This window comes from Pseudomonas sp. FeN3W (genome assembly GCA_030263805.2).
GTDB lineage: Bacteria > Pseudomonadota > Gammaproteobacteria > Pseudomonadales > Pseudomonadaceae > Stutzerimonas > Stutzerimonas stutzeri_G.
In genome coordinates, this window is the sequence record CP136010.1 from 3,873,181 (window position 1) to 3,895,730 (window position 22,550).

General features: G+C 63.9%; 20 protein-coding genes and 1 other RNA gene. 8 read left to right on the top strand and 13 right to left on the bottom strand.

From position 1 onward, the window contains the following. Positions 1–100 precede the first annotated feature (100 nt). Entirely contained in the window at positions 101–2,848 is a 2,748-nt protein-coding gene (gene malT / locus P5704_018270; GenBank protein ID WOF77962.1) for an HTH-type transcriptional regulator MalT, read from the top strand. Positions 2,849–2,851: 3 nt separating this feature from the next. Here malT and P5704_018275 read toward each other — a convergent pair whose 3' ends face one another. Further along, the gene (locus P5704_018275; GenBank protein ID WOF77963.1) at positions 2,852–3,475 is read right to left on the bottom strand and encodes a glutathione S-transferase family protein; all 624 of its coding nucleotides are present in this window, start codon (positions 3,473–3,475) and stop codon (positions 2,852–2,854) included. Between the two features lie 176 nt (positions 3,476–3,651). On the opposite strand from P5704_018275, the gene P5704_018280 reads away from it, so the two are divergent. From P5704_018280 to malK, 3 genes are all read left to right on the top strand, one after another. Beyond that, on the top strand, positions 3,652–4,200 hold the full coding sequence (locus P5704_018280) for a sugar O-acetyltransferase (protein WOF77964.1): 549 nt from the start codon (positions 3,652–3,654) through the stop codon (positions 4,198–4,200). A 141-nt stretch (positions 4,201–4,341) separates the two neighbouring features. Further along, complete coding sequence (locus tag P5704_018285) at positions 4,342–5,970, top strand: alpha glucosidase (GenBank protein WOF77965.1); 1,629 nt, start codon at positions 4,342–4,344, stop codon at positions 5,968–5,970. A gap of 77 nt (positions 5,971–6,047) precedes the next feature. Continuing rightward, positions 6,048–7,163 carry a maltose/maltodextrin ABC transporter ATP-binding protein MalK gene (malK, locus tag P5704_018290; protein ID WOF77966.1) on the top strand — a complete coding sequence of 372 codons (1,116 nt, stop codon included), beginning with the start codon at positions 6,048–6,050 and terminating at the stop codon, positions 7,161–7,163. Between the two features lie 110 nt (positions 7,164–7,273). Here malK and P5704_018295 read toward each other — a convergent pair whose 3' ends face one another. The 10 genes from P5704_018295 to P5704_018340 form a co-directional block, all read right to left on the bottom strand. Further along, positions 7,274–7,888 (bottom strand): LysE family translocator, encoded by a 615-nt coding sequence (locus tag P5704_018295; GenBank protein WOF77967.1) that lies wholly within the window; start codon positions 7,886–7,888, stop codon positions 7,274–7,276. A 408-nt stretch (positions 7,889–8,296) separates the two neighbouring features. Further along, positions 8,297–9,721, bottom strand: a complete 1,425-nt coding sequence (locus P5704_018300; GenBank protein ID WOF77968.1) for a GMC family oxidoreductase — start codon at positions 9,719–9,721, stop codon at positions 8,297–8,299. Then, positions 9,721–9,849 carry a hypothetical protein gene (locus P5704_018305; GenBank protein ID WOF77969.1) on the bottom strand — a complete coding sequence of 43 codons (129 nt, stop codon included), beginning with the start codon at positions 9,847–9,849 and terminating at the stop codon, positions 9,721–9,723. Before P5704_018305 ends, P5704_018300 begins: the two co-directional genes overlap by 1 nt. A 377-nt stretch (positions 9,850–10,226) precedes the next feature. Continuing rightward, positions 10,227–10,605, bottom strand: a transfer-messenger RNA (tmRNA) gene (gene ssrA / locus P5704_018310). 133 nt (positions 10,606–10,738) lie between these two features. Further along, positions 10,739–11,044, bottom strand: coding sequence for a hypothetical protein (locus tag P5704_018315; protein WOF77970.1), 306 nt, complete (start codon positions 11,042–11,044; stop codon positions 10,739–10,741). A 180-nt stretch (positions 11,045–11,224) separates the two neighbouring features. After that, positions 11,225–14,077 carry an FAD-binding and (Fe-S)-binding domain-containing protein gene (locus tag P5704_018320; protein WOF77971.1) on the bottom strand — a complete coding sequence of 951 codons (2,853 nt, stop codon included), beginning with the start codon at positions 14,075–14,077 and terminating at the stop codon, positions 11,225–11,227. Beyond that, positions 14,074–14,745: a lactate utilization protein gene (locus P5704_018325; GenBank protein WOF77972.1), complete on the bottom strand. Its 672-nt coding sequence runs from the start codon at positions 14,743–14,745 to the stop codon at positions 14,074–14,076. The genes P5704_018320 and P5704_018325 overlap by 4 nt, the downstream gene beginning before the upstream one ends. Next, entirely contained in the window at positions 14,742–16,202 is a 1,461-nt protein-coding gene (locus P5704_018330; protein WOF77973.1) for a LutB/LldF family L-lactate oxidation iron-sulfur protein, read from the bottom strand. The genes P5704_018325 and P5704_018330 overlap by 4 nt, the downstream gene beginning before the upstream one ends. Next, positions 16,199–17,020, bottom strand: coding sequence for a (Fe-S)-binding protein (locus P5704_018335; GenBank protein WOF77974.1), 822 nt, complete (start codon positions 17,018–17,020; stop codon positions 16,199–16,201). The genes P5704_018330 and P5704_018335 overlap by 4 nt, the downstream gene beginning before the upstream one ends. Positions 17,021–17,216: 196 nt before the next feature. Beyond that, positions 17,217–18,911, bottom strand: coding sequence for an L-lactate permease (locus P5704_018340; GenBank protein ID WOF77975.1), 1,695 nt, complete (start codon positions 18,909–18,911; stop codon positions 17,217–17,219). A gap of 268 nt (positions 18,912–19,179) precedes the next feature. On the opposite strand from P5704_018340, the gene P5704_018345 reads away from it, so the two are divergent. Then, positions 19,180–19,965, top strand: a complete 786-nt coding sequence (locus P5704_018345; GenBank protein WOF81276.1) for a GntR family transcriptional regulator — start codon at positions 19,180–19,182, stop codon at positions 19,963–19,965. Positions 19,966–20,036: 71 nt separating this feature from the next. Here P5704_018345 and smpB read toward each other — a convergent pair whose 3' ends face one another. Next, the gene (gene smpB / locus P5704_018350; protein WOF77976.1) at positions 20,037–20,519 is read right to left on the bottom strand and encodes an SsrA-binding protein SmpB; all 483 of its coding nucleotides are present in this window, start codon (positions 20,517–20,519) and stop codon (positions 20,037–20,039) included. A 209-nt stretch (positions 20,520–20,728) separates the two neighbouring features. Here smpB and P5704_018355 point away from each other — a divergent pair, with 209 nt between their 5' ends. Continuing rightward, positions 20,729–21,163 (top strand): type II toxin-antitoxin system RatA family toxin, encoded by a 435-nt coding sequence (locus P5704_018355; protein WOF77977.1) that lies wholly within the window; start codon positions 20,729–20,731, stop codon positions 21,161–21,163. Beyond that, on the top strand, positions 21,156–21,470 hold the full coding sequence (locus P5704_018360) for an RnfH family protein (GenBank protein WOF77978.1): 315 nt from the start codon (positions 21,156–21,158) through the stop codon (positions 21,468–21,470). Before P5704_018355 ends, P5704_018360 begins: the two co-directional genes overlap by 8 nt. Positions 21,471–21,511: 41 nt before the next feature. On the opposite strand, the gene P5704_018365 is transcribed toward P5704_018360, so the two are convergent. Continuing rightward, entirely contained in the window at positions 21,512–22,027 is a 516-nt protein-coding gene (locus tag P5704_018365) for an outer membrane protein assembly factor BamE (protein ID WOF77979.1), read from the bottom strand. 95 nt (positions 22,028–22,122) lie between these two features. Between P5704_018365 and fur the strand changes: the two genes are divergently transcribed. Beyond that, a complete protein-coding gene (gene fur, locus P5704_018370) occupies positions 22,123–22,527 on the top strand; it encodes a ferric iron uptake transcriptional regulator (GenBank protein ID WOF77980.1) in 405 nt (134 codons plus the stop codon). The last annotated feature ends 23 nt before the right edge of the window (positions 22,528–22,550 follow it).

A 22,550-nucleotide genomic window follows, 5' to 3' on the forward strand; every position in this document is an offset into this window, starting at 1 on the left:
GAGTTGAAACGAGGCGCGAAACCGGGGCGCGGGAGCGATGCGAACCGGTGCGCCAGGCCATGACAAGAACAAGAACAAGAACAAGAACAGGGAACCGTCCATGAATGCCGCGATGCCACCTCTGCTGCCATTGATTCCCACCAAGCTGGCGATCCCCATGCTGCCGCCGGGCCTGCTCGAACGTCCGCGACTGGACGAGTGGCAGGTGCGCCTGCCGCAGGTACGCCTGGCCGTGCTGCATGCGGCCAGCGGCTTTGGCAAGACCACCCTGGCAGCGCAATGGGCGCGGGCCTTCGATGGCCGCGTCGCCTGGCTGCAGCTGCATGCCAGCGACAACCTGGCGCTGCAGTTCGGTCGCTACCTGACCCAGGCGCTGGACCGCCAGCTCGATGCCGGCTGCCCGCTGTCCGCTGCGCTCGCCGAACAGGGCCAGGTCTCGCTGGATGCGCTGTTCACTCAACTGCTGGCCGAACTGCCGGGCGAGCACGAGGCGATCCTGATCGTGCTCGACGAATTCGAAGTGCTGCACGAGCGTGAGCTGATCGCCGGGCTGCGCTTCTTCCTGCGGCATATGCCCAGCTGGATGACCTTGCTGGTGTGCAGCCGCCGGCTGCCGGAGCTGGGTGTGGCCGAGCTGCGGGTCAAGCATCAGCTGCTGCTGCTCGATGCCCGCCAGCTGGCCTTTGAAGACGATGAGGTGCAGGCCCTGCTGGAGCTGGGCGTGCCGGTGAACATCAACCGCGAGCAGGTCGAGCGGCTCAACCGCCGCATCGGTGGCTGGCCCTGCGCACTACAGCTGGCGCTGCAGGAAGTGCAGACCAGCCGTGGCATGGACCTGTTCCTGGAAAACCTGCTGCTCGGCCACCCGGATATCCGCGACTACATGCGCGAACAGGTGATCGACGGCCTGCCGCAAGACCTGCGCGGCTTTCTCGAGGCGACCTGCCTGCTCGACCGCTTCGATGCGGCGCTGGCCGACCGCCTGACCGAAGCCTGCCACGGCCGCGAGATGCTCGAACGGCTCGAACGCGGCGGCCTGTTCATCCAGCCGCTGGACAGCCTGCGCCGCTGGTACAGCTATCACCCGTTGTTCGCCGTGTTCCTGCAGGGCGAGCTGCGCACCCACCAGCCGCAGCGGGTCAACCAGCTGCATCTGCGCGCCGCCGAGGCGTTGCTGGCCGAGGGCATGCCCGAGGAAGCCGCGCGGCATGCGGTGCAGGCCGGCGACCCGCAGCAGGTCGCGGACATCCTGCAGCGCCACGGGCGTGCCTTCTATCGTCAGGGTCGTCTCGGGTTGCTGCAGCAGTGCCTGGAAACCCTGCCGGAGCCGGTGATCGCCGGCTCGCCGCTGCTCACGCTCCTGCAGGCCTGGGTGTCGCAGAATTCCTACCAGTTCGATCACGTCGAGCGCTGGTTCAAGGCCGCCGAACTGGCCCTGCAGCGCAGCTGCTCGGATCAGGACTGGGCGCGCATCGTCTGCGAGTTCAACGCGGTGCGCGCGCAGGTGGCGATGAATCAGGGCGACGAGCAGCGCGCCATCGCCCTGGCCCAGGAGGCGCTGACCTGCGAGCCGCTGATCATGCGCACCTCGCGCGTGGCGGCGATGTCCGGCCTTGCCGAGGTGCATTTCGTCCAGGGTGCACTGCCGCAGGCGCAGAAGCAGTACGAGGAAGCCGAACGCCGCGCGCGGGAGATCAACGCGTCGCATCTGGTGGTCTGGAGCCTCGGCCAGCTGTCGGAGATCGCCATCGCCCAGGGCCATCTGCAGAAGGCCTACACCCTGCAGGAACGGGCCATCCAGTACATCGAGCAGCAGAACCTGCAGGCCACGCCGATCGTCGAGTTCATCTATCGGGTGCGCGGCCAGGTGCTGCTGGAATGGCATCAGCTGGATGCTGCCGAGCAGTGTGCGCTGCAGGGTATCCAGATTCTCGACGAACTCGGCAACCAGCGTTGGCGTCTGCAGAGCCACGCACTGCTGGCCGGCGTCGCCTACGCCCGTGGCCAGCAGAACGCCTGCGCCGACTACATCAGCCAGATGCAGACGATGCTTGCCGATGATCGCTACCACATCGACTGGCTGGCCAATGCCCATGCGGTGATGCTCGCCTACTGGGATTCCAGCCAGGATCGTGAGGCGATTCGCCAATGGCTGATCAGCGCGCCGCCGGTCAGCGCCGGTGCCAACCACTTCTCCCAGCTCAACGCGCGCAATCATGCCCGTGCCCACGTGGCGCTGGGGCAGCTGGACAGTGCGTTGCCGATCCTGCGCCAGCTGCTGACCGACGCCGAGCGCCACGGCCTGGTGATGGATCGCAACCGCAACCACATCCTCCTGGCGCAGCTGCACTGGCTGCGTGAAGAGCGCCAGCAGGCGCTGGATCACCTGCAACGGGCCATGACCCTGGCCAGCGGCAGCGGCGCCGTCGGCAGCTTTCTGCGGGTCGGCAAGCCGATCATCGGCATGCTCAAGTGCCTGCTGCACGAACGCACCCTCGACGAAGCGGAAGCCCAGCGCGCCACGCGGCTGATACAGCTGGCGCAGCAGCAGCGCGACTTCAGCCGCGCCATCCGCATCACCCTCGACGAGGCGGTGATCCAGGACATCATCAACCGCCCCGACGTGCCCGAACTGATCCGCCGCTCACCGCTGACCCGGCGCGAATGGCAGGTGCTGAGCCTGATCCACGCCGGGCAGTCCAACGAGCAGATCGCCGATCACCTCAACGTCGCGCCCACCACCATCAAGACGCACATTCGCAGCCTCTACCAGAAGCTCAACATCGCCCACCGCAGCGAAGCGGTGCAGCTGGCGCGCGACCTGCTGAGCAAGATTCAGGGGGACTGACGCTCAGCCCTTCCACTGCGTCTGAGCGAAGGCGGGCAGGGCGTTGGCGCGCTGCGACGCTGAGGCCAGATGCGGGAAGGCGCCGTCCGGCGCCAGCGTGTCGGGCAGGGTGAGACGGGCGAAGTCATAGGCGACCACCGCGCTGATATCCACCTGACTCATGCGCTCGCCCAGCAAGGGTCGTTCGCCGCGCTCGGCCTGGCGTGCATCCAGCAATGCCAGCGCACCACGCGCCTGATCCTCGCAATGGCGGTACCAGTCGTCCCAGACCAGCCCTTCCGGCCGCCGATCGCGTTCGTAGTACGCCGCCACGGTTTTCTCGCAGGCACCGACGGCAAAGGCCAGCAGGTTCATCGCCTCGCTGCGCTCGGGGCCGGACAGCGGCAGCAGGGCGCGCTCGGTACCAGCCTGCTGATCGAAATAATCGAGGATGGCGTTGCTGTCGATCAGCACCTGACCGTCATCCAGCACCAACGCGGGCACTCGACCCAGCGGCGAGTATTCACGAATCTTCAGACTATCCGTCAGGACGCTGAGTGGTTCGTTGGTGAACGCTATGTCCAACAGATGCAGGCTGACGCCGACGCGGCGGACGAAAGGCGACATATAGCGACCGATCAGTTTCACAGGCGGTGCTCCGAAGGCGAGGGGACAGTGCATCAACCCTAGTCGAGCCCGTCGGCGGATGCGACGGTATCGGGCGGAACCATCCATCGCCTCGACTGCTGGCCGCCGGGCGGGGGAGGAGGAGGGCAGCGTCCGGCTGTGGCACCCTCGGGCTTTTCAGTGAAGGAAGCGTTGCCATGGCGATGAGCGAGAAACAGAAGATGCTGGCCGGCGAGCTGTACCACCCCGGCGACCCGGAGATCCTCGCCGATCAGGCCGCGGCCAAGGCCTGGATGGTGCGCTACAACGCAGCGCTGGCGGCCGCGCCGGACGAGCGTCGGGCGCTGCTGGCCGAACGGCTGGCCGCGGTCGGTGCCGGCGCGGTGATCCGTCCGCCGTTCCACTGCGACTACGGCTACAACATCCACCTGGGCGAAGGCGCCTTTCTCAACTTCAACTGCGTGATTCTCGATGTGGTCGAGGTGCATATTGGTGCCGGTGCGCAGATCGGCCCGGCGGTACAGCTGTACACGGCCGACCATCCGCGTGATCCGCAGGCACGCCGCTCGGGCGTCGAGTTCGGCCGGCCGATCCATATCGGTCGCAACGCCTGGATCGGCGGTGGGGCGATCATCCTTCCGGGTGTGACGGTCGGTGAAGATGCGCTGGTCGGCGCCGGCAGTGTGGTGACCCGCGACGTGCCGGCCGGCGCCACGGTGGTCGGCAACCCCGCGCGGATGCGCTGACCGGTTCGCTGTCTACGCCCTCGGCCAGCGGGCCGTCTACGCCCGGCCTTTACGCCTGCAAGAGCCCGCCGCCGGAGGATGTTGCGACCGCTTGCCGCACCTAGAGTGGCCCCGTCTTCACGCTCACTCAAGGTAAGTGGTATGTCCGAGCAACTTCAGAATTGGTGGCGCGGCGGGGTGATCTATCAGGTCTATCCGCGCAGTTTTTTCGACAGCAACGGCGATGGCGTGGGCGATCTGCCCGGTGTGCTGCACAAGCTGGACTACATCGCCAGCCTCAACGTCGATGCCATCTGGCTGTCGCCCTTCTTCACCTCGCCGATGAAGGATTTCGGCTACGACGTGGCCGACTACCGCGGTGTCGATCCGCTGTTCGGCACCCTGGATGACTTCGTCCGACTGGTCGAGGCCTGCCACGAGCGCGGCATGCGCGTGCTGATTGACCAGGTGCTCAACCATTCCTCGGACCAACATCCCTGGTTCGTCGAGAGCCGCTCCAGCCGCGATAACGACAAGGCTGACTGGTACGTCTGGGCCGATCCCAAGCCGGACGGCAGCGTGCCGAACAACTGGCTTTCGGTATTCGGCGGCCCGGCCTGGAGCTGGGACAGTCGGCGCCGGCAGTATTACCTGCACAACTTCCTCGCCAGCCAGCCGGACCTGAACTTCCACTGCCCGGCCGTGCAGGATCAGGTGCTCGACGACATGGAGTTCTGGCTCGAGCTCGGCGTGGATGGCTTCCGCCTGGATGCCGCCAACTTCTACTTCCACGACGCCGAACTGCGCGACAACCCGCCGAACAGCGAGATCCGCGAGGGCAGCATCGGCGTACGCATCGACAACCCCTACGCCTACCAGCGGCACATCTATGACAAGACGCGACCGGAGAATCTGGAATTCCTCCGCCGTCTGCGCGCTCTGCTGCAGCGCTATCCCGGTGCCTCTTCGGTGGCCGAGATCGGCTGCGACGAATCCCTGCGCACCATGGCCGCCTACACCAGCGGCGGCGACACCCTGCACATGGCGTACTCCTTCGACCTGCTCACCGAACAGTGCAGCCCGGCCTACATCCGCCGCACGGTGGAGGGCATCGAGCGTGAACTGGCCGATGGCTGGTCGTGCTGGTCCATGGGCAACCACGATGTGGTACGGGTGATGACCCGCTGGGCGCTCGACGGCCGTCCCGATCCGGAGCGCGGCCGCCTGCTGATGGCGCTGCTGCTGTCCCTGCGCGGCAGCGTCTGCCTCTATCAGGGCGAGGAGCTGGGCCTGCCCGAGGCGGAACTGCGCTATGAGGATCTGGTCGATCCGTACGGCATCACCTTCTGGCCGGAATTCAAGGGCCGCGACGGCTGCCGCACGCCGATGCCTTGGCAGAGCGAGGCGCATCATGCCGGCTTTACCGGTAGCCAGCCGTGGTTGCCGGTGGACGACTCGCACCGTTCGCTGTCGGTGGCCGCGCAGGAAGCCGACCCGCATTCGATGCTCAACTGCTACCGGCGCTTCCTCGGCTGGCGGCGCGAGCAGCGTCTGTTGATCGAGGGCGACATCCGCATGGTCTACCATGACGACGCCCTGCTGGTGTTCGAGCGGCGCCTCGGCGAGCAAGTCTGGCTGTGCCTGTTCAACCTTGGCGACCTGCCGCGCAGCTACGAGCTGCCGGTGCAGGCGGTGCCGCTGGTGGACGTGCCGGCGAGTTTCGCCGAATACGACGGTCATTGGGCGCGGCTGCCGGCGCACGGCTTCGGCTATGTGCGGCTCGCGGGTTGAGGGAGCGTCGGCAGCGGTGGGCATGACCCGCCGCTGCCATCGAAACGAGTGCATCGCAGCAACGGAGAACAACAACGATGGCCAGTGTCACGCTGCGCGACATCTGCAAGAGTTATGACGGTACGCCGATCACCCGGCATATCGACCTGGATATCGAAGACGGTGAGTTCGTCGTCTTCGTCGGCCCGTCCGGCTGCGGCAAGTCCACGCTGCTGCGATTGATCGCCGGGTTGGAGGACATCACTTCGGGCGATCTGCTGATCGGCGACCAGCGCGTCAACGACCTGCCGCCGAAGGATCGTTCGGTGGGCATGGTGTTCCAGTCCTACGCGCTCTACCCGCACATGACGGTGGCGGAGAACATGGCCTTCGGCCTCAAGCTCGCCAGCGTCGACAAGCGCGAGATTGCGCGCCGCGTCGAGGCGGCCGCGGCGATCCTGCAGCTGGACAAGCTGCTCGAACGCAAGCCCAAGGACCTCTCCGGCGGTCAGCGCCAGCGTGTCGCCATCGGCCGCACCATGGTCCGCGAACCGAAGGTGTTCCTGTTCGATGAACCCCTGTCGAACCTCGATGCCTTCCTCCGCGTGCAGATGCGCATCGAGATCGCCCGCCTGCACCAGCGCATCCGCTCCACCATGATCTACGTGACCCACGATCAGGTCGAAGCCATGACCCTGGCCGACAAGATCGTGGTGCTCAACGCCGGCGAGATTGCCCAGGTCGGTCAGCCGCTGCACCTTTATCACTACCCGCAGAACCGCTTCGTCGCCGGCTTCCTCGGCTCGCCGCAGATGAACTTCGTCGACGTGAGGGCCATCTCCGCAAGCCCCGAGGCCGTCACCATCGAACTGCCCAGCGGCTTCCCGCTGACCCTGCCGGTGGACGGCAGCGCGGTGAGCCCTGGCGACCCGCTCACCCTCGGTATCCGCCCCGAACACTTCGTCATGCCGGAAGAGGCCGACTTCACCTTCCATGGCCAGATCACCGTGGCCGAGCGCCTGGGCCAGTACAACCTGCTGCACCTCACCCTTGAACGTCTGCAGGATGTGATCACCCTCTGCGTCGACGGCAACCTGCGCGTCACCGAGGGCGAGACCTTCGCCGCCGGCCTGAAGGCCGACAAGTGCCACCTGTTCCGCGAGAACGGCGAGGCCTGCGCCCGGCATTATCGGGAGCCGGCGATCTATGGGTGACTGAAACCGCCCCGCGTGACTGACGGCAAGGTTGAGCACGGCCTGCTTGCGTTGCGCCTCATCGAGAGCCGCGGCCGGCTCCTCTCGGTCGCGTCAAAGGCCTTTGGGGGTCATCTGTCGGCCAAGGCCAGATTCGCACCGAGACCGGCAAATGATGCCGCGAAGCCCCGGCATAGCCAGGCCTGAACCCGCTGCGACTCGATGACTGCCTTGCGAAAGGCGTGCGCCAGCAGGCCATAGGCAGAAAAGATGGCGAATGTCATCAGCATGAATGTCGCGCTGAGGCCGAGCAGCTGTCCAAGCTCATCGCCCGCGCCCGGCCGGATGAATTGCGGCAGGAAGGCAAGGAAGAAAATGGTCAGTTTCGGATTCAGCAGGTTGACCAGCAGCGCCTTGGCAACCAGCGAGCGGACCCTGAACGGTTCTCTATCGCCACCCACCGCCAGCGCGGAGCGGTCACGCCAGGTCGCGTAGGCGAGATAGAGCAGGTAGGCGGCACCGGCATAGCGCAGAGTCTCGAAGACCAATGCACTGGAATGCAGGATCGCCGCGACACCGAGAATGGTCGCCAGCAGATGCGGCAGAATCCCGAGCGTACAGGCTGTCGCGGCCAGAATAGCGGCGCGACGGCCGTGCACCAGCGCCGTCGAAACCGTATAGATCACCCCCGCGCCGGGTATCAGCACGACGATCAGACAGGTAATCAGGTATTCGAGGCTGGGCATGTGGGCTCCTTGATACGGCGCTGATCGATTGAACCAGCATAGAGCATTGGCGGGCACTGCCCTAACTGGGCGCTTAGCGCATTGCATGGCTAGTCGAGGGCCGCTGCCCCGCGAGGATGCACCCGCGGTCATCCGGCACTGCGTGTCGGTGATGACGTATTCGCCCGGAGCCACAGTGAGGTGGGAATACCGTTCAGAAGATCCTTTCGATTGTTCACCGTGGATGCCGATGGAGGCCTTTTACTTTTCTTGTACGAGGATGAACATCAGTTGCCCTTCTGAGCGCCCACTGGGGGCGAGCTCCGACCTGGCGAAAGCTACGTCGACGCAGCGGCAAGGGCCGATACGGACGATACGTTCACTCAGGAGTGCGGCTTATCGCACCCTGATGCGTCGCTAGCCAAGTGTTCAGGTGTCCTCCAGTCTTGTCAGGTGCTCCGCCAGGCGTAGCGCCAGTTGCACGATGGTGTAGGTCGGGTTGGAGAAGCCGCCGCTGGGGAATACCGAGGAGCCGGCGATATAGAGATTACGTTGGCCGAACACCTTGCAGTCGCGGTCGACGATGCCGTGTTCCGGCGTTAAGGCCATGCGTGTACCGCCCATATGGTGACAGCCGCCGAGCTCGTCGTCGGTGGGAAACGGCGCACCTCCGGACAACCAGTCGTCCAGGCGTAGACGGCCAAGGTCGAGGTCGGCGATAAGGCGGCCCAGGTGATGGGCGCACTCCCGAGCGCTGCGCCTGTCTTCGTCGTCGAGGGTCCAGTGCAGTGCCACCCGGGGGATGCCCAAGCGGTCTTTTTGTGGGCCCAGAGCGACGCGGTTTTCCGCGCGCGGCCGCTGTTCCCAACTGGCTCGCAGTAGCGCCCCATAGCTGTTCCCCTGGCGGTAGTCACGCAGCGTGGCGCGGGCTAGCCGAGGCGCTACCCGGGCCAGCCGGCGAATGCTGTCGAGGGTCTGCGTTTCGCCATCACGGATGATCCGCAGAGCGCAATTGAGCAGGCGCTCGCGCACCATCAGTTCCGCCGACGGCGATACGAAGCTGACATCGTATTCGTCGAAGTGCAGCCCGGCCACTTGCTTGAGCAGGATTTCACCGAGGGTGAAATGTGGATGCTCCATCCAGTAGCGGCCTAGCGTCGCCGTATTGCCGATCAGTCTGCCCTGCGCCAACTGGTTGCTCCACAGTAGCAGGCGGCTATTCTCGATGCCGCCTGTGGCGAGAACGTAGCGTCGTGCGCTCAGGGTCTTACGCTCCCCGCCGCTATCCACCAGCAGGCCAGTGACTTTCGCATTTTCGGTCAGGATCGCCACCAGGCTGGTGTCCAGCGCCACTGCGACGTGCGTCGAGGCGAACAGGCGCTTCCGGAACTTCTGGCCGAAGTTCACCGTGGAATAGCGAAAGCGGCTTTGCTTGAGCGATGCGCCGGGCAACGGGGGTTCCTCTCCGGCGGCGCCCAACCCTAACAGTTCGTCCGCACGAGTGGCATAAGGTGCGAGATCGCCGTGGCTGATCGGCCAGCCGTCGGTCAGGCCCGGCCTGGCCTCGAAATCCACCGCATCCAGCGCCCGACACCAGCCGCCCCAGCCGTTCGACGATCCGCCGAAGGCACGTATCCGGCAGCCATGCAGGGGACGATAGGCATGCCCCAGCGTCTCACCACGGTAGAGCTCCTGGGACGCTTCGGAGGGCGACTCACCACCGCCTTCGAGCAGCAGGACGCGTTTGCCGGCGTCTTCCAACGCCAGGCTCAGGGTGATGCCGGCTGGGCCGCTGCCGACGACGCAGTAGTCGAACGGAGGAGCTTGCGCGAGTTGTCCAACGCTGACCTTCATCAATCGTCATCCAGGCGCAGAATCCAGCCGTCCCGCTCGACGTGGCGCACGGCCTGCGCCCGTGCCAGAGATAGCTTGGCGAACAACAACTGAAATAGTCCGGCCTTAAGCAGGTGTCGTCTTTTCATGCCCTTTCACCGCTTTTCTTGCTGCCTTCCGCCGATCACGCGTACGGGGGAGGCGGCGGACTGTATGGACCGTAAAGGCCAACGGTTCGGACAAGTATGTGGCAAGCACCAGAGGTTAGGAGTTCCGATTATCGAGAACTGCAGAGTCGGTGCCCCCAAGACTGGCTGGGCCGTTTCGATCGGGCGGTGATCTACCTTGCGCAGACTGACTTCGACAGCATCGCCGCAGGTACCCGTTGCGGCTTGCGCCGCGCTATGGCTCATGCCATCCGGTCCGGATCGGAGGCTACGTCTGTACCTGTGGCAGCTGGAATCCCCGTAGTTAGCGAATTTCAGGCATAAAAAAGGACGTCCGTGGACGCCCTTTTTTGTGCATTTGGTGGAGCCGGGGGGATTTGAACCCCCGTCCGCCAGCTCTCCGCTATCGGTTCTACATGCTTAGCCAGATCTACTGAGTTAACTCCGCGCCGCCCGATTGGCAGGGTGCTTGGAGCGAGCTGTATGAGTTTTAGCCGTTACGTCTACAGCGAACTTGGCGGCGATCCTGTTCTGTCTGACAGTCATTTCGGGTTTACAGGCATCCCCTAGTGACCGCTGGAGCCGAAGCTACCAGATGAAGGTTAGGCGGCTAGCGCGTACCCTTCGTAGTTGTCGTCGTTGGCAACTATAGGTTTGCAACAGTTTATTTACGAGTTCTGTTACCAACTCGGCATGCCCCTCAAGTTTTGTTACCGGCGTCGAATCCTAATCGGCCCCTGGTGACGCTTGTGGTGCTGGGCGCGAGTGTACGGCGATCTCTCTGCGCTGTCGATCAGTTTGTAGCCATGCTGGTTACAAAATGTACAGCTCGGCTGCGACAGGATCGCTCGCACAACCCCGCCGGTCGGGCTTAGTTTCCGCCGCCAGAGCCAGAGCCAGCTGTGCCGCCGCTACCGGTACTGCCTGGGCCCTTCAGCTCTTGCAGTGCCTTGGTGGAGTGCGCGATGCAGGCTTCGGTGTCGCCCGATTGCTGGGCTTGGCGGGCCTGTTTGACGTACTCGTCGACTTGGCTCTTGGCCGGCTCGCCCAGCGTAGCGGTGTTGGTGGCCATGTTGTCGTCGATTTCCTGCAGGTTGAGCTGACACAGGTCGTCTTGGGCGAAGACAGCGGGGCTGGCGAGCAGTACCGCGGACGCGAGCAGTGCATGAACTTTCATTGTGGGTCCTCCAGTCTTGTGGACTTCCCGGGCCTGCCTGAGAACTGCTGAAACGGCGGCGCCGAGTCGAATCGAACCCGTCAGGGGCTCTAAAAATCCGACTGCGATTGCGCAAGAGCGTTCATCGAAGCGACACAAACGAAACGGCCCCGCTCCGCTGAGCGGGCCGTAACGCTGGTGCTAGAGCGGTTGGCTGGCAGTTTTACGACGCGTTACACGGTCAACCAGATAGACCAGGCCGTGATAGTCGATCTCGCCATGACGTGACAGGCCGATCTCGCAGGTGCGGCTGGTGGAGATGCCTTCCTCGCAGATCTGCACGGCGTTCTTCAGGCTGCGCAGTGCGTGCTCGTTCAGTTTCGGCGTGGTGAAGCCCTTGTCGCCAGCGAAGCCGCAGCAGTGGATGCCTTCCGGAATGACCACCTCGTTTGCGCAGCGGCGCGCGATATCGATCAGCGCCTGCGCCTCGCCCAGATGCTGGGTGCTGCACGTGACATGCACGGCGATCGGCTTGTCCTGCGGGACGAATTCCAGCTTGTCGAGCAGATGCGTGCGGATGAAGCGCACCGGGTCGTACATGTCGAGGCGTTGATCGGTCAGGCCCTGGACCAGGCGCAGGGTGCAGGGGCTGGTGTCGCAGTAGATCGGGTCGAGCCCGCCGCGACTGGCCTTGAGCAGGGCGTCGAGCATTTCCTGGCGCTTGCGCTCGCCCTGTTCGGCATAGCCCTTGGAGGCGAACGGCTGGCCACAGCAAAGGTCGTTCAACTGTTCGGGGAAGATCACCTGGTAGCCGGCCTTTTCCAGCAGGCTGCGGGTCTTGTCGAGCAGCGGCTCCTGTTCCTGATCGCGTGCCGCCGGGCCCATTGCACGGGAAACGCAGGCGGCCAGATAGACCACGCGCGGACGCTCGTCCTGCACGGCTGGTTTGGGCAGATGCAGGCGTTGCAGCGGCTGCGGTGTGGCAGGGGTCCACTGCGGCACGCGGCCCTTGCTGGCGTTGGTCATGGTCGCAGACAGCTTGGCCAGGCGCTTGCTACCGAGAATGATGTGCGCGCCATTGGCGGCATGCAGCATGAACCGGGTGCCCTGCACGGCGGTGGAGAAATGATCGGCCAGCCAATTGGCGGTTCCGGTTTTGCTCGCTTCGCGTCCGCGCAGCTTGCGCACCAGGTCGCCGGTGTTGATGCCGACCGGGCAGCGCTGGGCGCAGAGGCCGGTCGCGGCGCAGGTCTCGACGCCGTGGTAGTGGTAGAGCCGCTCGATTTCCGTGGTGTCGACACCGGCGCGCTTGCGCGCCTGGATATCGCGCCAGATGACGATGCGCTGGCGCGGCGTCAGGGTCAACCCGTTGGATGGGCAGACCGGCTCGCAGAAGCCGCACTCGATGCACTTGTCGACGATCTCGTCGGCGGCGGGCATCGGCTTGAGATGCTTAAGGTGGATGTCCGGGTCGTCGGAGAGCACCACGTCCGGATTGAGGATGCCGGTGGGGTCGAGCAGGCGCTTGATCTTCCACATCAGCGCGTAGGCCTCGCTGCCCCATTCCAGCTCGACGAAGGGCGCCATGTTGCGCCCGGTGCCGTGCTCGGCCTTGAGCGCGCCGCCGAACTCGACGGCAACCAGCTGCGCCACTTCGCCCATGAAGGCTTCGTAACGGGCGACCTGCGCCGGATCATCGAAGCCCTGAGTGAAGACGAAGTGCAGGTTGCCTTCCAGGGCGTGGCCGAAGAGGATCGCCTCGTCGTAGCGGTGGTTGTCGAGCAATTCGATCAGCCGGTTGACGCCCTCGGCCAGACGCTCGACGGGGAAAGTCACATCCTCGATGATCACCGTGGTGCCGGTCTGGCGCACGGCGCCGACCGCCGGGAAGGTGTCCTTGCGGATCTTCCACAGCTGGTTGTAGACCACCGGGTCTTCGCTGAAGTCGACCTGCTTCTCCACCGGAAAATGCGCAATGGAGGTCATGATCAGGTTGATTTGCTCGTGTAGCAGCGACTGGCTGGCGGCGCGGGATTCGATCAAGAGTGCGCAGGCCGTCGGCGACAGCTCCTTCACCCATTCGGGCATGCCAGCCTTGTGCTCGACCGAGCGCAGGCTGCGGCGGTCGAGCAACTCGACCGCCGATACCGGTTGCTGCTTGAGCACCGGCACGGCCAGGCAGCAGGTTTCCACGTCGGGGAACACCACCAGCGCGCTGGCTTTGTGCGGATGGTCCGGCACGGTGTCGTAGGTCACCGCGCTGATAAAGCCCAGCGTACCTTCGGAACCGACCATCAGGTGATTGAGGATGTCCAGCGGCTCGTCGAAGTCGACCAGTGCGTTGAGCGAAAAGCCGGTGGTGTTCTTCAGCCGGTACTTGTGGCGGATCTTCGCTGCCAGTTCGGTGTTGGCCCGGGTTTCGCGGCCCAGCTCGGCCAGCTGTTCGAGCAGCGCTGAGTGGTTTTGGCGGAAGGCGGCGACGCTGGCTGCGTCTTCGCTGTCGACCACGGTGCCATCGGCCAGCACGATACGCAGGCCGACGAGCGTCTTGTAAGTGTTCTGTGCGGTGCCGCAGCACATGCCGCTGGAATTGTTGGCGACGATGCCGCCGATCTTCGCTGCGTTGATCGAGGCCGGATCAGGGCCGATCTTGCGTTGAAATGGCGCGAGAACGGCGTTGGCATTTGCACCGATGACGCCGGGTTGCAGGCGGATCTGCTCGCCGCCGTTGCGAATCTCGCGGCCGTTCCAGTTGTCGCCGAGCACGATCAGCACCGAGTCGGAAATCGCCTGGCCGGACAGGCTGGTGCCGGCGGCGCGGAAGGTCACCGGGACGCTTTCCGCATGGGCCAGCTTGAGCAGCGCGATCACCTCGGCTTCGGATTCCACGCGCACCACTAGCTTGGGAATAAGCCGGTAGAAGCTGGCGTCGGTGCCGAAGGCGAGGGTGGAGAGTGGGTCGTCGAAGCGGCGTTCAGCGGGGATCAGGCGTTCGACTTCGCGGAGGAACGCCGCCTGCAAGGGCGCGCGTTCGAGCTGTGCGGCCGCGTTCATGCGTCCTCCAGGATCAGCAGGATCAGATCCTTCGGGCCATGGGCGCCATAAGCCAGCACCTGTTCGATGTCGGCGGTTTTCGACGGGCCGGAGACCAGCAGGGCATTGGTCGGCATGCCGGCGGCCCACTGGAACTTCTGCTGGATCTCGTAGAAGTTGTCGTGGATTTCGCTGGCCTTGAGGATGGCGAAATGCACCGGCGGCACCAGGCTCATCAGGCGCGGTTCCTCGCGGGTCGGCCACATGATCAGGCTGCCGGTGGAGGCGATGGCGCCGAGGGTGCCGGTGAGGCTCGCCGGGGTGTCGTTGAACAGCTCGTCCTTCCAGTCCTCGACCGGGCGGTCGTAGGCCTTCAGCGTCGGCAGGCCTTCACGGCCGGCGCAATGCGCGGTGAAGCGTGCGCCGTACGGCGTGGTCGGGGCAATCAGCAGGCTCGGCAGCTGGCGGTCGTGCAGCAGCTGTTCGAGCAAGGCGGGCCAAGCGGCGTCCGTGGTCAGGTGAATCTCGGTGTGCACCGCTTCCATCAGCTGACGCAGCCGGGCGATACGCTGCTCGGGCGTGTAGCTCCAGGGCTGGGCGACCAGCGATACGTCGTAGTCATCGACGATAGGCGTGGTGCCTTCCAGGCTCTTCTTCAGCTTGGCGAGGATATTGGCCTTGGCGCTCATCGCTTGCCCTCCAGGTGCTCGCGGGCCAGCTCGTGCAGCGAGCGGGCGGCAGGTTTCGGTGCGCTGTGGTTCTGCGTCCAGGGGCCGATGTTCGATGGCGTCAGGCCGCGCAGGCGTGTGGCGAAGAAGCCGAATATGCGGTACAGCGTCGGGCTGGTGTTGAGCAGGCGCCAGCCGGCCCACATCAGTCGTTCCTGCTTCGAGTATTTGCTGCCCTGGCCGCGCATGACCTTGTGCGTATCGTTCGGCGCCTTGACGTTTTCCTCGCGCAGGCGCCGCAGGATGGACGGAATCGGGATCTTCACCGGGCAGACTTCACCGCAGGCGCCGCACAGCGAGGAGGCGCTGGGATGATCCGGCACCTTGTCCAGGCCAACCATGTGCGGCGTGATGATCTTGCCGATCGGGCCCGGATAGACCTCACCGTAGGTATGGCCGCCGACGCGGGTGTACACCGGACAATGGTTCATGCAGGCGCCGCAGCGGATGCAGTTGAGGGTCTGGCGCAGCTCGCTGTCGGCGAAGGCCTGGCTGCGACCGTTGTCCAGCAGAATCAGGTGCACTTCCTGCGGGCCGTCGAGCTCATCGGCCTTGCGCGGACTGGAGATCATGTTGACGTAGGTGGTGATCGGCTGGCCCAGCGCCGAGCGGGTCAGCAGCGAGAGCAGCGGCACCACGTCGCGCAGGTTCTCCACCACCTTCTCGATGCCGGTGACGGCGATGTGTACCGGTGGCACGCCGGTGGACATGCGCCCGTTGCCCTCGTTTTCGACCAGCAGCAGGGTGCCGGTCTCAGCCACCGCGAAGTTCACGCCGGAGACACCGATATCGGCCTCGAAGAACTTCTGGCGCAGGGTGCGGCGGCCAATCTGAATGAGTTGGTCGACGTCCTTGGTGTACTCCACGCCGAGTTTCTCGTGGAACAGGGACGCGACCTGGCCGGCGTTCTTGTGGATTGCCGGCATGATGATATGGGAAGGCTTTTCGTGGTCGAGCTGGACGATGTACTCGCCCATGTCCGATTCCAGGCATTCGATGCCATGGCCTTCGAGGAAATGGTTCATCTCCATTTCTTCGCTGACCATCGATTTACCCTTGATCACCTGCTTCGCCTCGTGGGCGCGGGCGATCTCGAGGACGATGTTGTTCGCCTCTTCAACCGTCTCCGCCCAGTGCACTTTCACACCATTGCGGGTCAGGTTGGTTTCCAGCCGCTCGAGCAGTTCGGGCAGCTTGGACAGTGCGCGGGCGCGGATGCGGTTGCCCATCTCGCGCAGCCGCTCGCGTTCGTCGGCATCGCTGAAGGCCACGGCGCGCTTGGTCATCAGCGAGTCCATGGCGGTGCGGAAGTTGCGCCGCAGCTGGTCGTCCTTCAGGGACTTGCGGGCGCGGGCACGGAAATCCGGATCGCCGGCGTTCTCGATCTGTATCGCGGGAATACGCTGTTCGGCGTTCATCGGGCACCTCCGGTGCGTTGCCAGAGGAAGGTCGCCAGATGCTGACCGCGCAGGGCTTCACGCTGTTTCTCCAGCGAACCATTGATGTTCATCAGGCAACCGCAATCGGCACTGATGAGCTGATGCGCGCCGGATTCCTTCAGTGCACGGGTCTTGTCCAGCACCATGGCGCCGGAGATATCGGGCATGCGTACGCTGAAGGTGCCGCCGAAGCCGCAGCATTCGCTTTCATGATCATGCTCGACGCGTTCGACCTGGCCCAGCTGGGCGAGCAGGGCACGGCCGTGCAGGTGAGTGTTCATCTCGCGGCGGGCCGAGCAGGAGGTATGCAGGGCAACCTTGGTCGGCGTGCCGGCGTCCTTGAATTCGACCTTGCAGACGTTGAGCAGGAACTCGGCCAGCTCGAAGGTGCGCTCGGCCAGCGCCTGGACCTTCTTCAGCGTGGCTGGCTCGTCCTTGAATAGGTCCAGATAGTGATGGCGCAGCATGCCGGCGCAGGAACCGGAAGGGACGACTACCGGCCAGTCATTGGCGAACAGCTCCAGCTGCGCACGGGCGACCTTGCGTGCCTCGTCGGTGTAGCCGCTGGTGTAGGCCGGCTGGCCGCAGCAGGTCTGGCCCTGCGGATAGTGCACGGACAATCCTTCGCGTTCGAGCAGACGGATGGCATCCAGGCCAGCCTCGGGATAGAACAGATCCACCACGCAGGTACCGAACAGGTAGACCTGGCTCGGCTTGGCCGGATACTCGCGTGGCTTGGGCAGCGGCGGCGCGACGCGAGTGGCGTTCGGCGCAGCGTTGTAGAAGAGTTCACTCATCGGCTTGGTCTCCGGGTTAGCCCGGTTATCCGCATACAGGCTTTTGAAAAACTATCTGCGTTGGCAATCCGTCGTTAAAAGCAGCGTCAGGCTGCTTCTGCGTCGTCTTGCCCGCCTCGCCTACGTTTTTCAGTGGGCCTGCCAGGTGCGGTTTCTGGAATGCAACCGTGCCCCCAGCGGGGGCACGGTCTGTTACTTACACCCCGACCAGCGGGTCGGTCACGCCTAGGACATAGATGGCGATCAGGCCGATCGCTCCCGTGAACAGCACGTAATACAGCGTAGGCCATACGGTCTTGCGCAGCGTGGAGCCTTCGCGGCCGAGCAGGCCGACGGTAGCGGATGCGGCGACCACGTTGTGGATCGCAACCATGTTGCCCGCCGCAGCACCGACGGCCTGGGTGGCAACCACCATCGCCCCGGAAATTCCGAGCGACTGCGCAACGCCAAACTGGAACTGGCTGAACATCATGTTGCTGACGGTGTTGGAGCCAGCGAGGAACGCGCCCAGCGCACCGACGGCTGGCGCCAGCAGAGGGTAGATGCTGCCGACGCTATCGGCGACGTAGCGCGCCATGACGATCGGCATGCTGGCCAGCTCGGCGCCGTTGACGCCGGAGTTGATCAGGATACGCACCATCGGCACGGTGAACAGCAGGACGAAGCCGGCGCTGAGCAGCACGCCGCTGGATTCCTTTACCGCAGCCTTCAGCTCGGAAACGCGCATGCCGTGCAGGAAGAAGGTGATCAGCACCACCATGACCAGGATGCCGCCCGGTAGGTACAGCGGCTCGATGCCGGCATTGATGCCGGTCTCGCCGAGGATGTTGGCAAAGGCGATGGATACCGATTTCAGCGCGGCAGTGACCTGCGGGAATACACGGCTGATGACCAGGATCGCACCGACCAGCACATAGGGCAGCCAGGCGCGGAAGGCGCTCATCGGGCGCGCCGCGATATCGTCCAGCTTCATTTCGATAGTGCCCAGCCATTCGGCCGGCCACTCTTTGGCGTCGGCGAAATCCCAGGTGCGCTTCGGTGTCAGGAAGTTGAAGCGAGCAGCGGTGGTGACGATTGCCAGACCTACCAGGCCGCCGAGTAGCGACGGGAATTCCGGGCCGAGGAAGATACCGGTGGCGGCGTAGGGCAGGGTGAACGCCAGACCAGCGAAGATCGCGAACGGCAGCACTTCGAAGCCGGCCTTCCAGCTTTTCTCCTTGCCGAAGAAGCGCGTCAGCATCAGCACCATGACCAGTGGCATCACGGTGCCGACGATGGCGTGGGTGATCGCCACACTGCTGGTGATCTGCTGCAGGAAGGCTTGCCAGCTGGAACCCTGGGCTGCCAGCTGCGCACCGATGGTGGCGGTATCCAGACCACTATTGATGCCCACGACGATCGGCGTACCGACCGCACCGAAAGACACCGGCGTGCTTTGTACCAGCATGCCGAGCAGGACCGCGGCCATCGCCGGGAAGCCAACCGCGACCAGCAGCGGGGCGGCGATGGCAGCCGGGGTGCCGAAGCCGGAGGCGCCTTCGATGAAGCAGCCGAACAGCCAGGCGATGATGATGGCCTGGATGCGGCGGTCAGGGCTGATGGTGGTGAAACCGGCGCGAATGGCAGTGATGCCGCCGGAATGTTTCAGGGTGTTCAGCAGCAGGATCGCGCCGAAGATGATCCACAACAGGCCGAGGGTGATCACCAGGCCTTGCAGCGTCGAGGCGATGATCCGGTTGACGCTCATGTCCCAGACGAACAGGCCGATGGCTGCGGTAAACAGGAAGACCAGCGGCATGGCGCGGCTGGCCGGCCAGCGCAAGCCGATCAGCATGATTGCTGCGAGCAGAATGGGTGTGAAGGCGAATAGTGCGAGCAGTCCGTTGGACATGTCAGGCGTCCCCTGCAATTCGGTTCAGATGGGGCCCTGAGCGGACCGTGAAGTTGTTGTTGTGCACAGATCTCATGCTGAGTCCTCTTATTGTTAGACCGATCTGTAAAGTGGTAATACCAATTCACAAAAGGGAATGGCCAGCGTAAGAGCTGTGTATAGGGTCGTCAATTGGCTAGCTATAGACTTTGGTCGCAACAGCCGGCCTTGTGCGGATGCGCGGTCATGGCTAGCATTTTCAGATTGGTAAGACCATTCGGGGATGGCTATGGATGTGGGGATGGTGCGGCAGCGGCGGCTTGCGGACGATATCGTCGCGCAGCTGGAAACGATGATTCTTGAGGGTACGCTCAAGGCCGGTGAGCGCCTCCCAGCGGAGCGTGCCCTGGCTGAAAGCTTTGGGGTCTCGCGGCCTTCGCTGCGCGAAGCGATTCAAAAGCTCGCGGCCAAGGGGCTGCTGGTCAGCCGACATGGCGGTGGTACGTTCGTCGCCGACTCGCTGGGCTCCACCTTCAGCGACCCGCTATTGCATCTGCTGGAAAACAACAGCGATGCGCAGCGCGATTTACTGGAGTTTCGTCACACGCTCGAAGGTAGCTGTGCGTACTACGCGGCGCTGCGAGCGACCGAGGTGGATCGGAAGCGGCTAACCGAAGCCTTCGCCACCTTGCAGGAGTGCTATACCCGCGACGGCAAGGTCACGCGTGCCGAAGAGGGGGCGGCCGATGCCCAGTTTCATCTCGCGATTGCCGAAGCCAGTCACAACGCGGTGCTGCTGCACACCATTCGTGGCCTGTTCGACCTGCTCAAGCGCAACGTGGTGACCAACATCGGCGGCATGTACGCCCTGCGCGATGAAACGCGGGACATGCTGATGAGTCAGCACCGCGAGCTGTACGAGGCGATCATGGCCAGGCAGGCAGTGGAAGCACGTGAGGTGATTCACCGGCATATCAATTACGTGCAGGAAGTGCTGGCTGAAGGTCAGCAGGAAGCTCAGCGTCTGGCGCGCGCGCAGCGCAGGCAGGGTGAGCGATTGCAGAAAGAAGGATGAGAACGGAGCCGGCATTGCCTGCCGGCTCAGTATTGCCGCTTGGGCTGATCATGCCGCGCGGCGGGCGTGGCTCAGTCGTCCTTGCCTTTGGTGCGCATCGCGCGCTGGATCTCCCGGTCGGAGTCACGCTCCTTCTCGGTGTGGCGCTTGTCGTACTCCTTTTTGCCTTTGCCGAGGGCGATCTCGCACTTGATCATGTGCTTCTTCCAGTACAGCGACAGCGCTACGCAGGCGTAGCCTTTCTGCTGTACGGCGCCGAACAGCTTGCCCAGCTCGCGCTTGTTCAGCAGCAGCTTGCGGGTGCGGGTCGGGTCGGCAATGACGTGGGTGCTGGCGCTGGTCAGCGGCGTGATGTGTGCACCCATCAGCCAGGCTTCGCCATCTTTGAGCAGGACGTAGCTGTCGACCAGCTGCGCCTTGCCGGCGCGCATGCTCTTCACTTCCCAGCCGGCCAGGACGAGGCCCGCCTCGAATTTCTGTTCGATGAAGTAGTCGTGTAGCGCTTTCTTGTTCAGCGCGATGGTCCCGGGGGACTGTTTCTTCTGTTTGGCCATAGGGGCCGCATTATAGGGAGTCCCGCTGCGGCTGGCGACAGCCTGCAAGAGTGCTGGCGGCAGAAACTTGAGGGGCAGCCATTAATCCCCGACAATGTGCCCCGCTTTGCGCTGAGCCGCTTCCTGGTGCCATCCGGAAGCCGCGGTTGCGGGCTGGCTGCGCCAACCTTCGGATGGCGCGCAATGAAACGACGACGTAGAAGGTCCGCATGACGACGCACATTCAACGTTCCGCGCTGCTGCCTTATCCGGCCCAGGCGCTGTTCGACATGGTCAATGACGTAGCCAGCTACCCGCAGTTCCTGCCCTGGTGTTCTGCGACCGAGGTGCTTTCCAGCAGTGAGACGGAGATGCACGCCAGCATGACGGTGGCGAAGGCCGGGTTGAGCCAGCGCTTCATGACGCGCAATGCCCTGGACCTCGGCAAGCGTATCGAGATGACGCTGGAGGAAGGACCGTTCAGCCATCTGCACGGCATATGGGAATTCAAGGCGTTGGGTGAAAAGGCCTGCAAGATCAGCCTGGATCTGACCTTCGATTACGCCGGGCCGTTGGTCAAGGCGACCCTTGGGCCGTTGTTCAACCAGGCTGCCAATACTTTGGTCGATGCCTTCTGCGACCGGGCGAAGCAGCTATATGGATAAGCAATCGATTGCGGTCGAGGTGGTCTATGCGCTGGCCGACAAGCAGAAGTTGCTGCAGATGACCGTGCCCGCCGGTACTACCGTGCGCGAGGCGGCCTTGCGTTCGGGAATGGATGCGCACTTCCCGGGGCTCGATCTGGCCGCTGCGCCGCTGGGTATTTTCGGCAAGGCCGTGCCCAAGCCCGAGGAGCGCGTGCTCGAGGAAGGTGAGCGCGTGGAGATCTACCGGCCACTGATTGCCGACCCGAAAGAGGTGCGCAAACAGCGTGCCGCGCGGGCGGCAAAGAACAAGGCCGAAGACGCTTGAACATGTTGAAACAAAAACGCCCGGGCTAGCCGGGCGTTTCTTTATTCGGTTTCCAGCGGTTCGGGGATCGGGACCGGAACCGGCTCCGCTTCGTCCACTTCACGCTGAATCTGTTCTAGCAGCGAGCCAGGCGCAGGGCGCTCTTCAGGCTGACTTGGCTGGGCGGCAGGCGTTGCGTCAGGCGCCTGGGCGTCGCGGCCAAGGATCTGTTCGTCGCGGCTTACGCCGGGCATGAAGTCGCCAGCCAGGCCGGCCAGTTGATCGTTCGCGTTGAACACCAGGCTGACGCGCTCCTGCTGGCGCGGGCTGCCGCCGGGCTGGATGCTGTACAGGTAGTCCCAGCGGTTGGCGTGGAAAGTGTCGGTGATCAGCGGATTGCCCATGATAAACCGCACCTGCTGGCGGGTCATTCCGGGACGCAACTGGTCTATCATGTCCTGCGTGACGACATTGCCCTGTTGAATGTCGACCTTGTAAACCCCGGGGAATGAACAACCGGCGAGTGCGACCAGACCTGCGAAGGAGAGGCTGGCCAGCATGAGCTTGGTGTTTTGCATCGGTGGGTGACTTCCACTATCTTGGCTGGGCAAAGAACCCGGATCATACCCGTATTGAAGGAGGCTGCGAAACAGCAGCAGCGAGAAAGCCAACCATGGTTGAAAATAGCGAACTACGTAAAGCTGGTCTCAAGGTAACTCTGCCGCGGGTCAAGATCCTGCAGATGCTGGACACTACCGATCGCCGCCACATGAGCGCCGAAGACGTCTACAAGGCGTTGATGGAAGCGGGTGAGGATGTCGGTCTGGCGACGGTCTATCGCGTGCTGACCCAGTTCGAGGCGGCCGGTCTGGTAGTTCGGCACAACTTCGATGGTGGCCATGCCGTCTTCGAGCTGGCCGATGGCGGACATCACGACCACATGGTCTGCGTCGATAGCGGCGATGTCATCGAGTTTTTCGACTCCGAGATCGAGAAGTTGCAGAAGGAGATCGTCAAGCGTCACGGCTACGAGCTGGTGGATCACAATCTGGTGCTCTACGTGCGCAAGAAAGACTGATCCAAACATATGAAAAAGGCGGC

Excerpts from the sequence above, each read along its gene's own strand:
- malT (WOF77962.1), top strand. The coding sequence starts at position 101 with ATGAATGCCGCGATGCCACCTCTGCTGCCATTGATTCCCACCAAGCTG.
- P5704_018280 (WOF77964.1), top strand. The coding sequence starts at position 3,652 with ATGGCGATGAGCGAGAAACAGAAGATGCTGGCCGGCGAGCTGTACCAC.
- P5704_018285 (WOF77965.1), top strand. The coding sequence starts at position 4,342 with ATGTCCGAGCAACTTCAGAATTGGTGGCGCGGCGGGGTGATCTATCAG.
- malK (WOF77966.1), top strand. The coding sequence starts at position 6,048 with ATGGCCAGTGTCACGCTGCGCGACATCTGCAAGAGTTATGACGGTACG.
- P5704_018295 (WOF77967.1), bottom strand. The coding sequence starts at position 7,888 with ATGCCCAGCCTCGAATACCTGATTACCTGTCTGATCGTCGTGCTGATA.
- P5704_018300 (WOF77968.1), bottom strand. The coding sequence starts at position 9,721 with ATGAAGGTCAGCGTTGGACAACTCGCGCAAGCTCCTCCGTTCGACTAC.
- P5704_018305 (WOF77969.1), bottom strand. The coding sequence starts at position 9,849 with ATGAAAAGACGACACCTGCTTAAGGCCGGACTATTTCAGTTGTTGTTC.
- P5704_018315 (WOF77970.1), bottom strand. The coding sequence starts at position 11,044 with ATGAAAGTTCATGCACTGCTCGCGTCCGCGGTACTGCTCGCCAGCCCC.
- P5704_018320 (WOF77971.1), bottom strand. The coding sequence starts at position 14,077 with ATGAACGCGGCCGCACAGCTCGAACGCGCGCCCTTGCAGGCGGCGTTC.
- P5704_018325 (WOF77972.1), bottom strand. The coding sequence starts at position 14,745 with ATGAGCGCCAAGGCCAATATCCTCGCCAAGCTGAAGAAGAGCCTGGAA.
- P5704_018330 (WOF77973.1), bottom strand. The coding sequence starts at position 16,202 with ATGAACGCCGAACAGCGTATTCCCGCGATACAGATCGAGAACGCCGGC.
- P5704_018335 (WOF77974.1), bottom strand. The coding sequence starts at position 17,020 with ATGAGTGAACTCTTCTACAACGCTGCGCCGAACGCCACTCGCGTCGCG.
- P5704_018340 (WOF77975.1), bottom strand. The coding sequence starts at position 18,911 with ATGTCCAACGGACTGCTCGCACTATTCGCCTTCACACCCATTCTGCTC.
- P5704_018345 (WOF81276.1), top strand. The coding sequence starts at position 19,180 with ATGGATGTGGGGATGGTGCGGCAGCGGCGGCTTGCGGACGATATCGTC.
- smpB (WOF77976.1), bottom strand. The coding sequence starts at position 20,519 with ATGGCCAAACAGAAGAAACAGTCCCCCGGGACCATCGCGCTGAACAAG.
- P5704_018355 (WOF77977.1), top strand. The coding sequence starts at position 20,729 with ATGACGACGCACATTCAACGTTCCGCGCTGCTGCCTTATCCGGCCCAG.
- P5704_018360 (WOF77978.1), top strand. The coding sequence starts at position 21,156 with ATGGATAAGCAATCGATTGCGGTCGAGGTGGTCTATGCGCTGGCCGAC.
- P5704_018365 (WOF77979.1), bottom strand. The coding sequence starts at position 22,027 with ATGCAAAACACCAAGCTCATGCTGGCCAGCCTCTCCTTCGCAGGTCTG.
- fur (WOF77980.1), top strand. The coding sequence starts at position 22,123 with ATGGTTGAAAATAGCGAACTACGTAAAGCTGGTCTCAAGGTAACTCTG.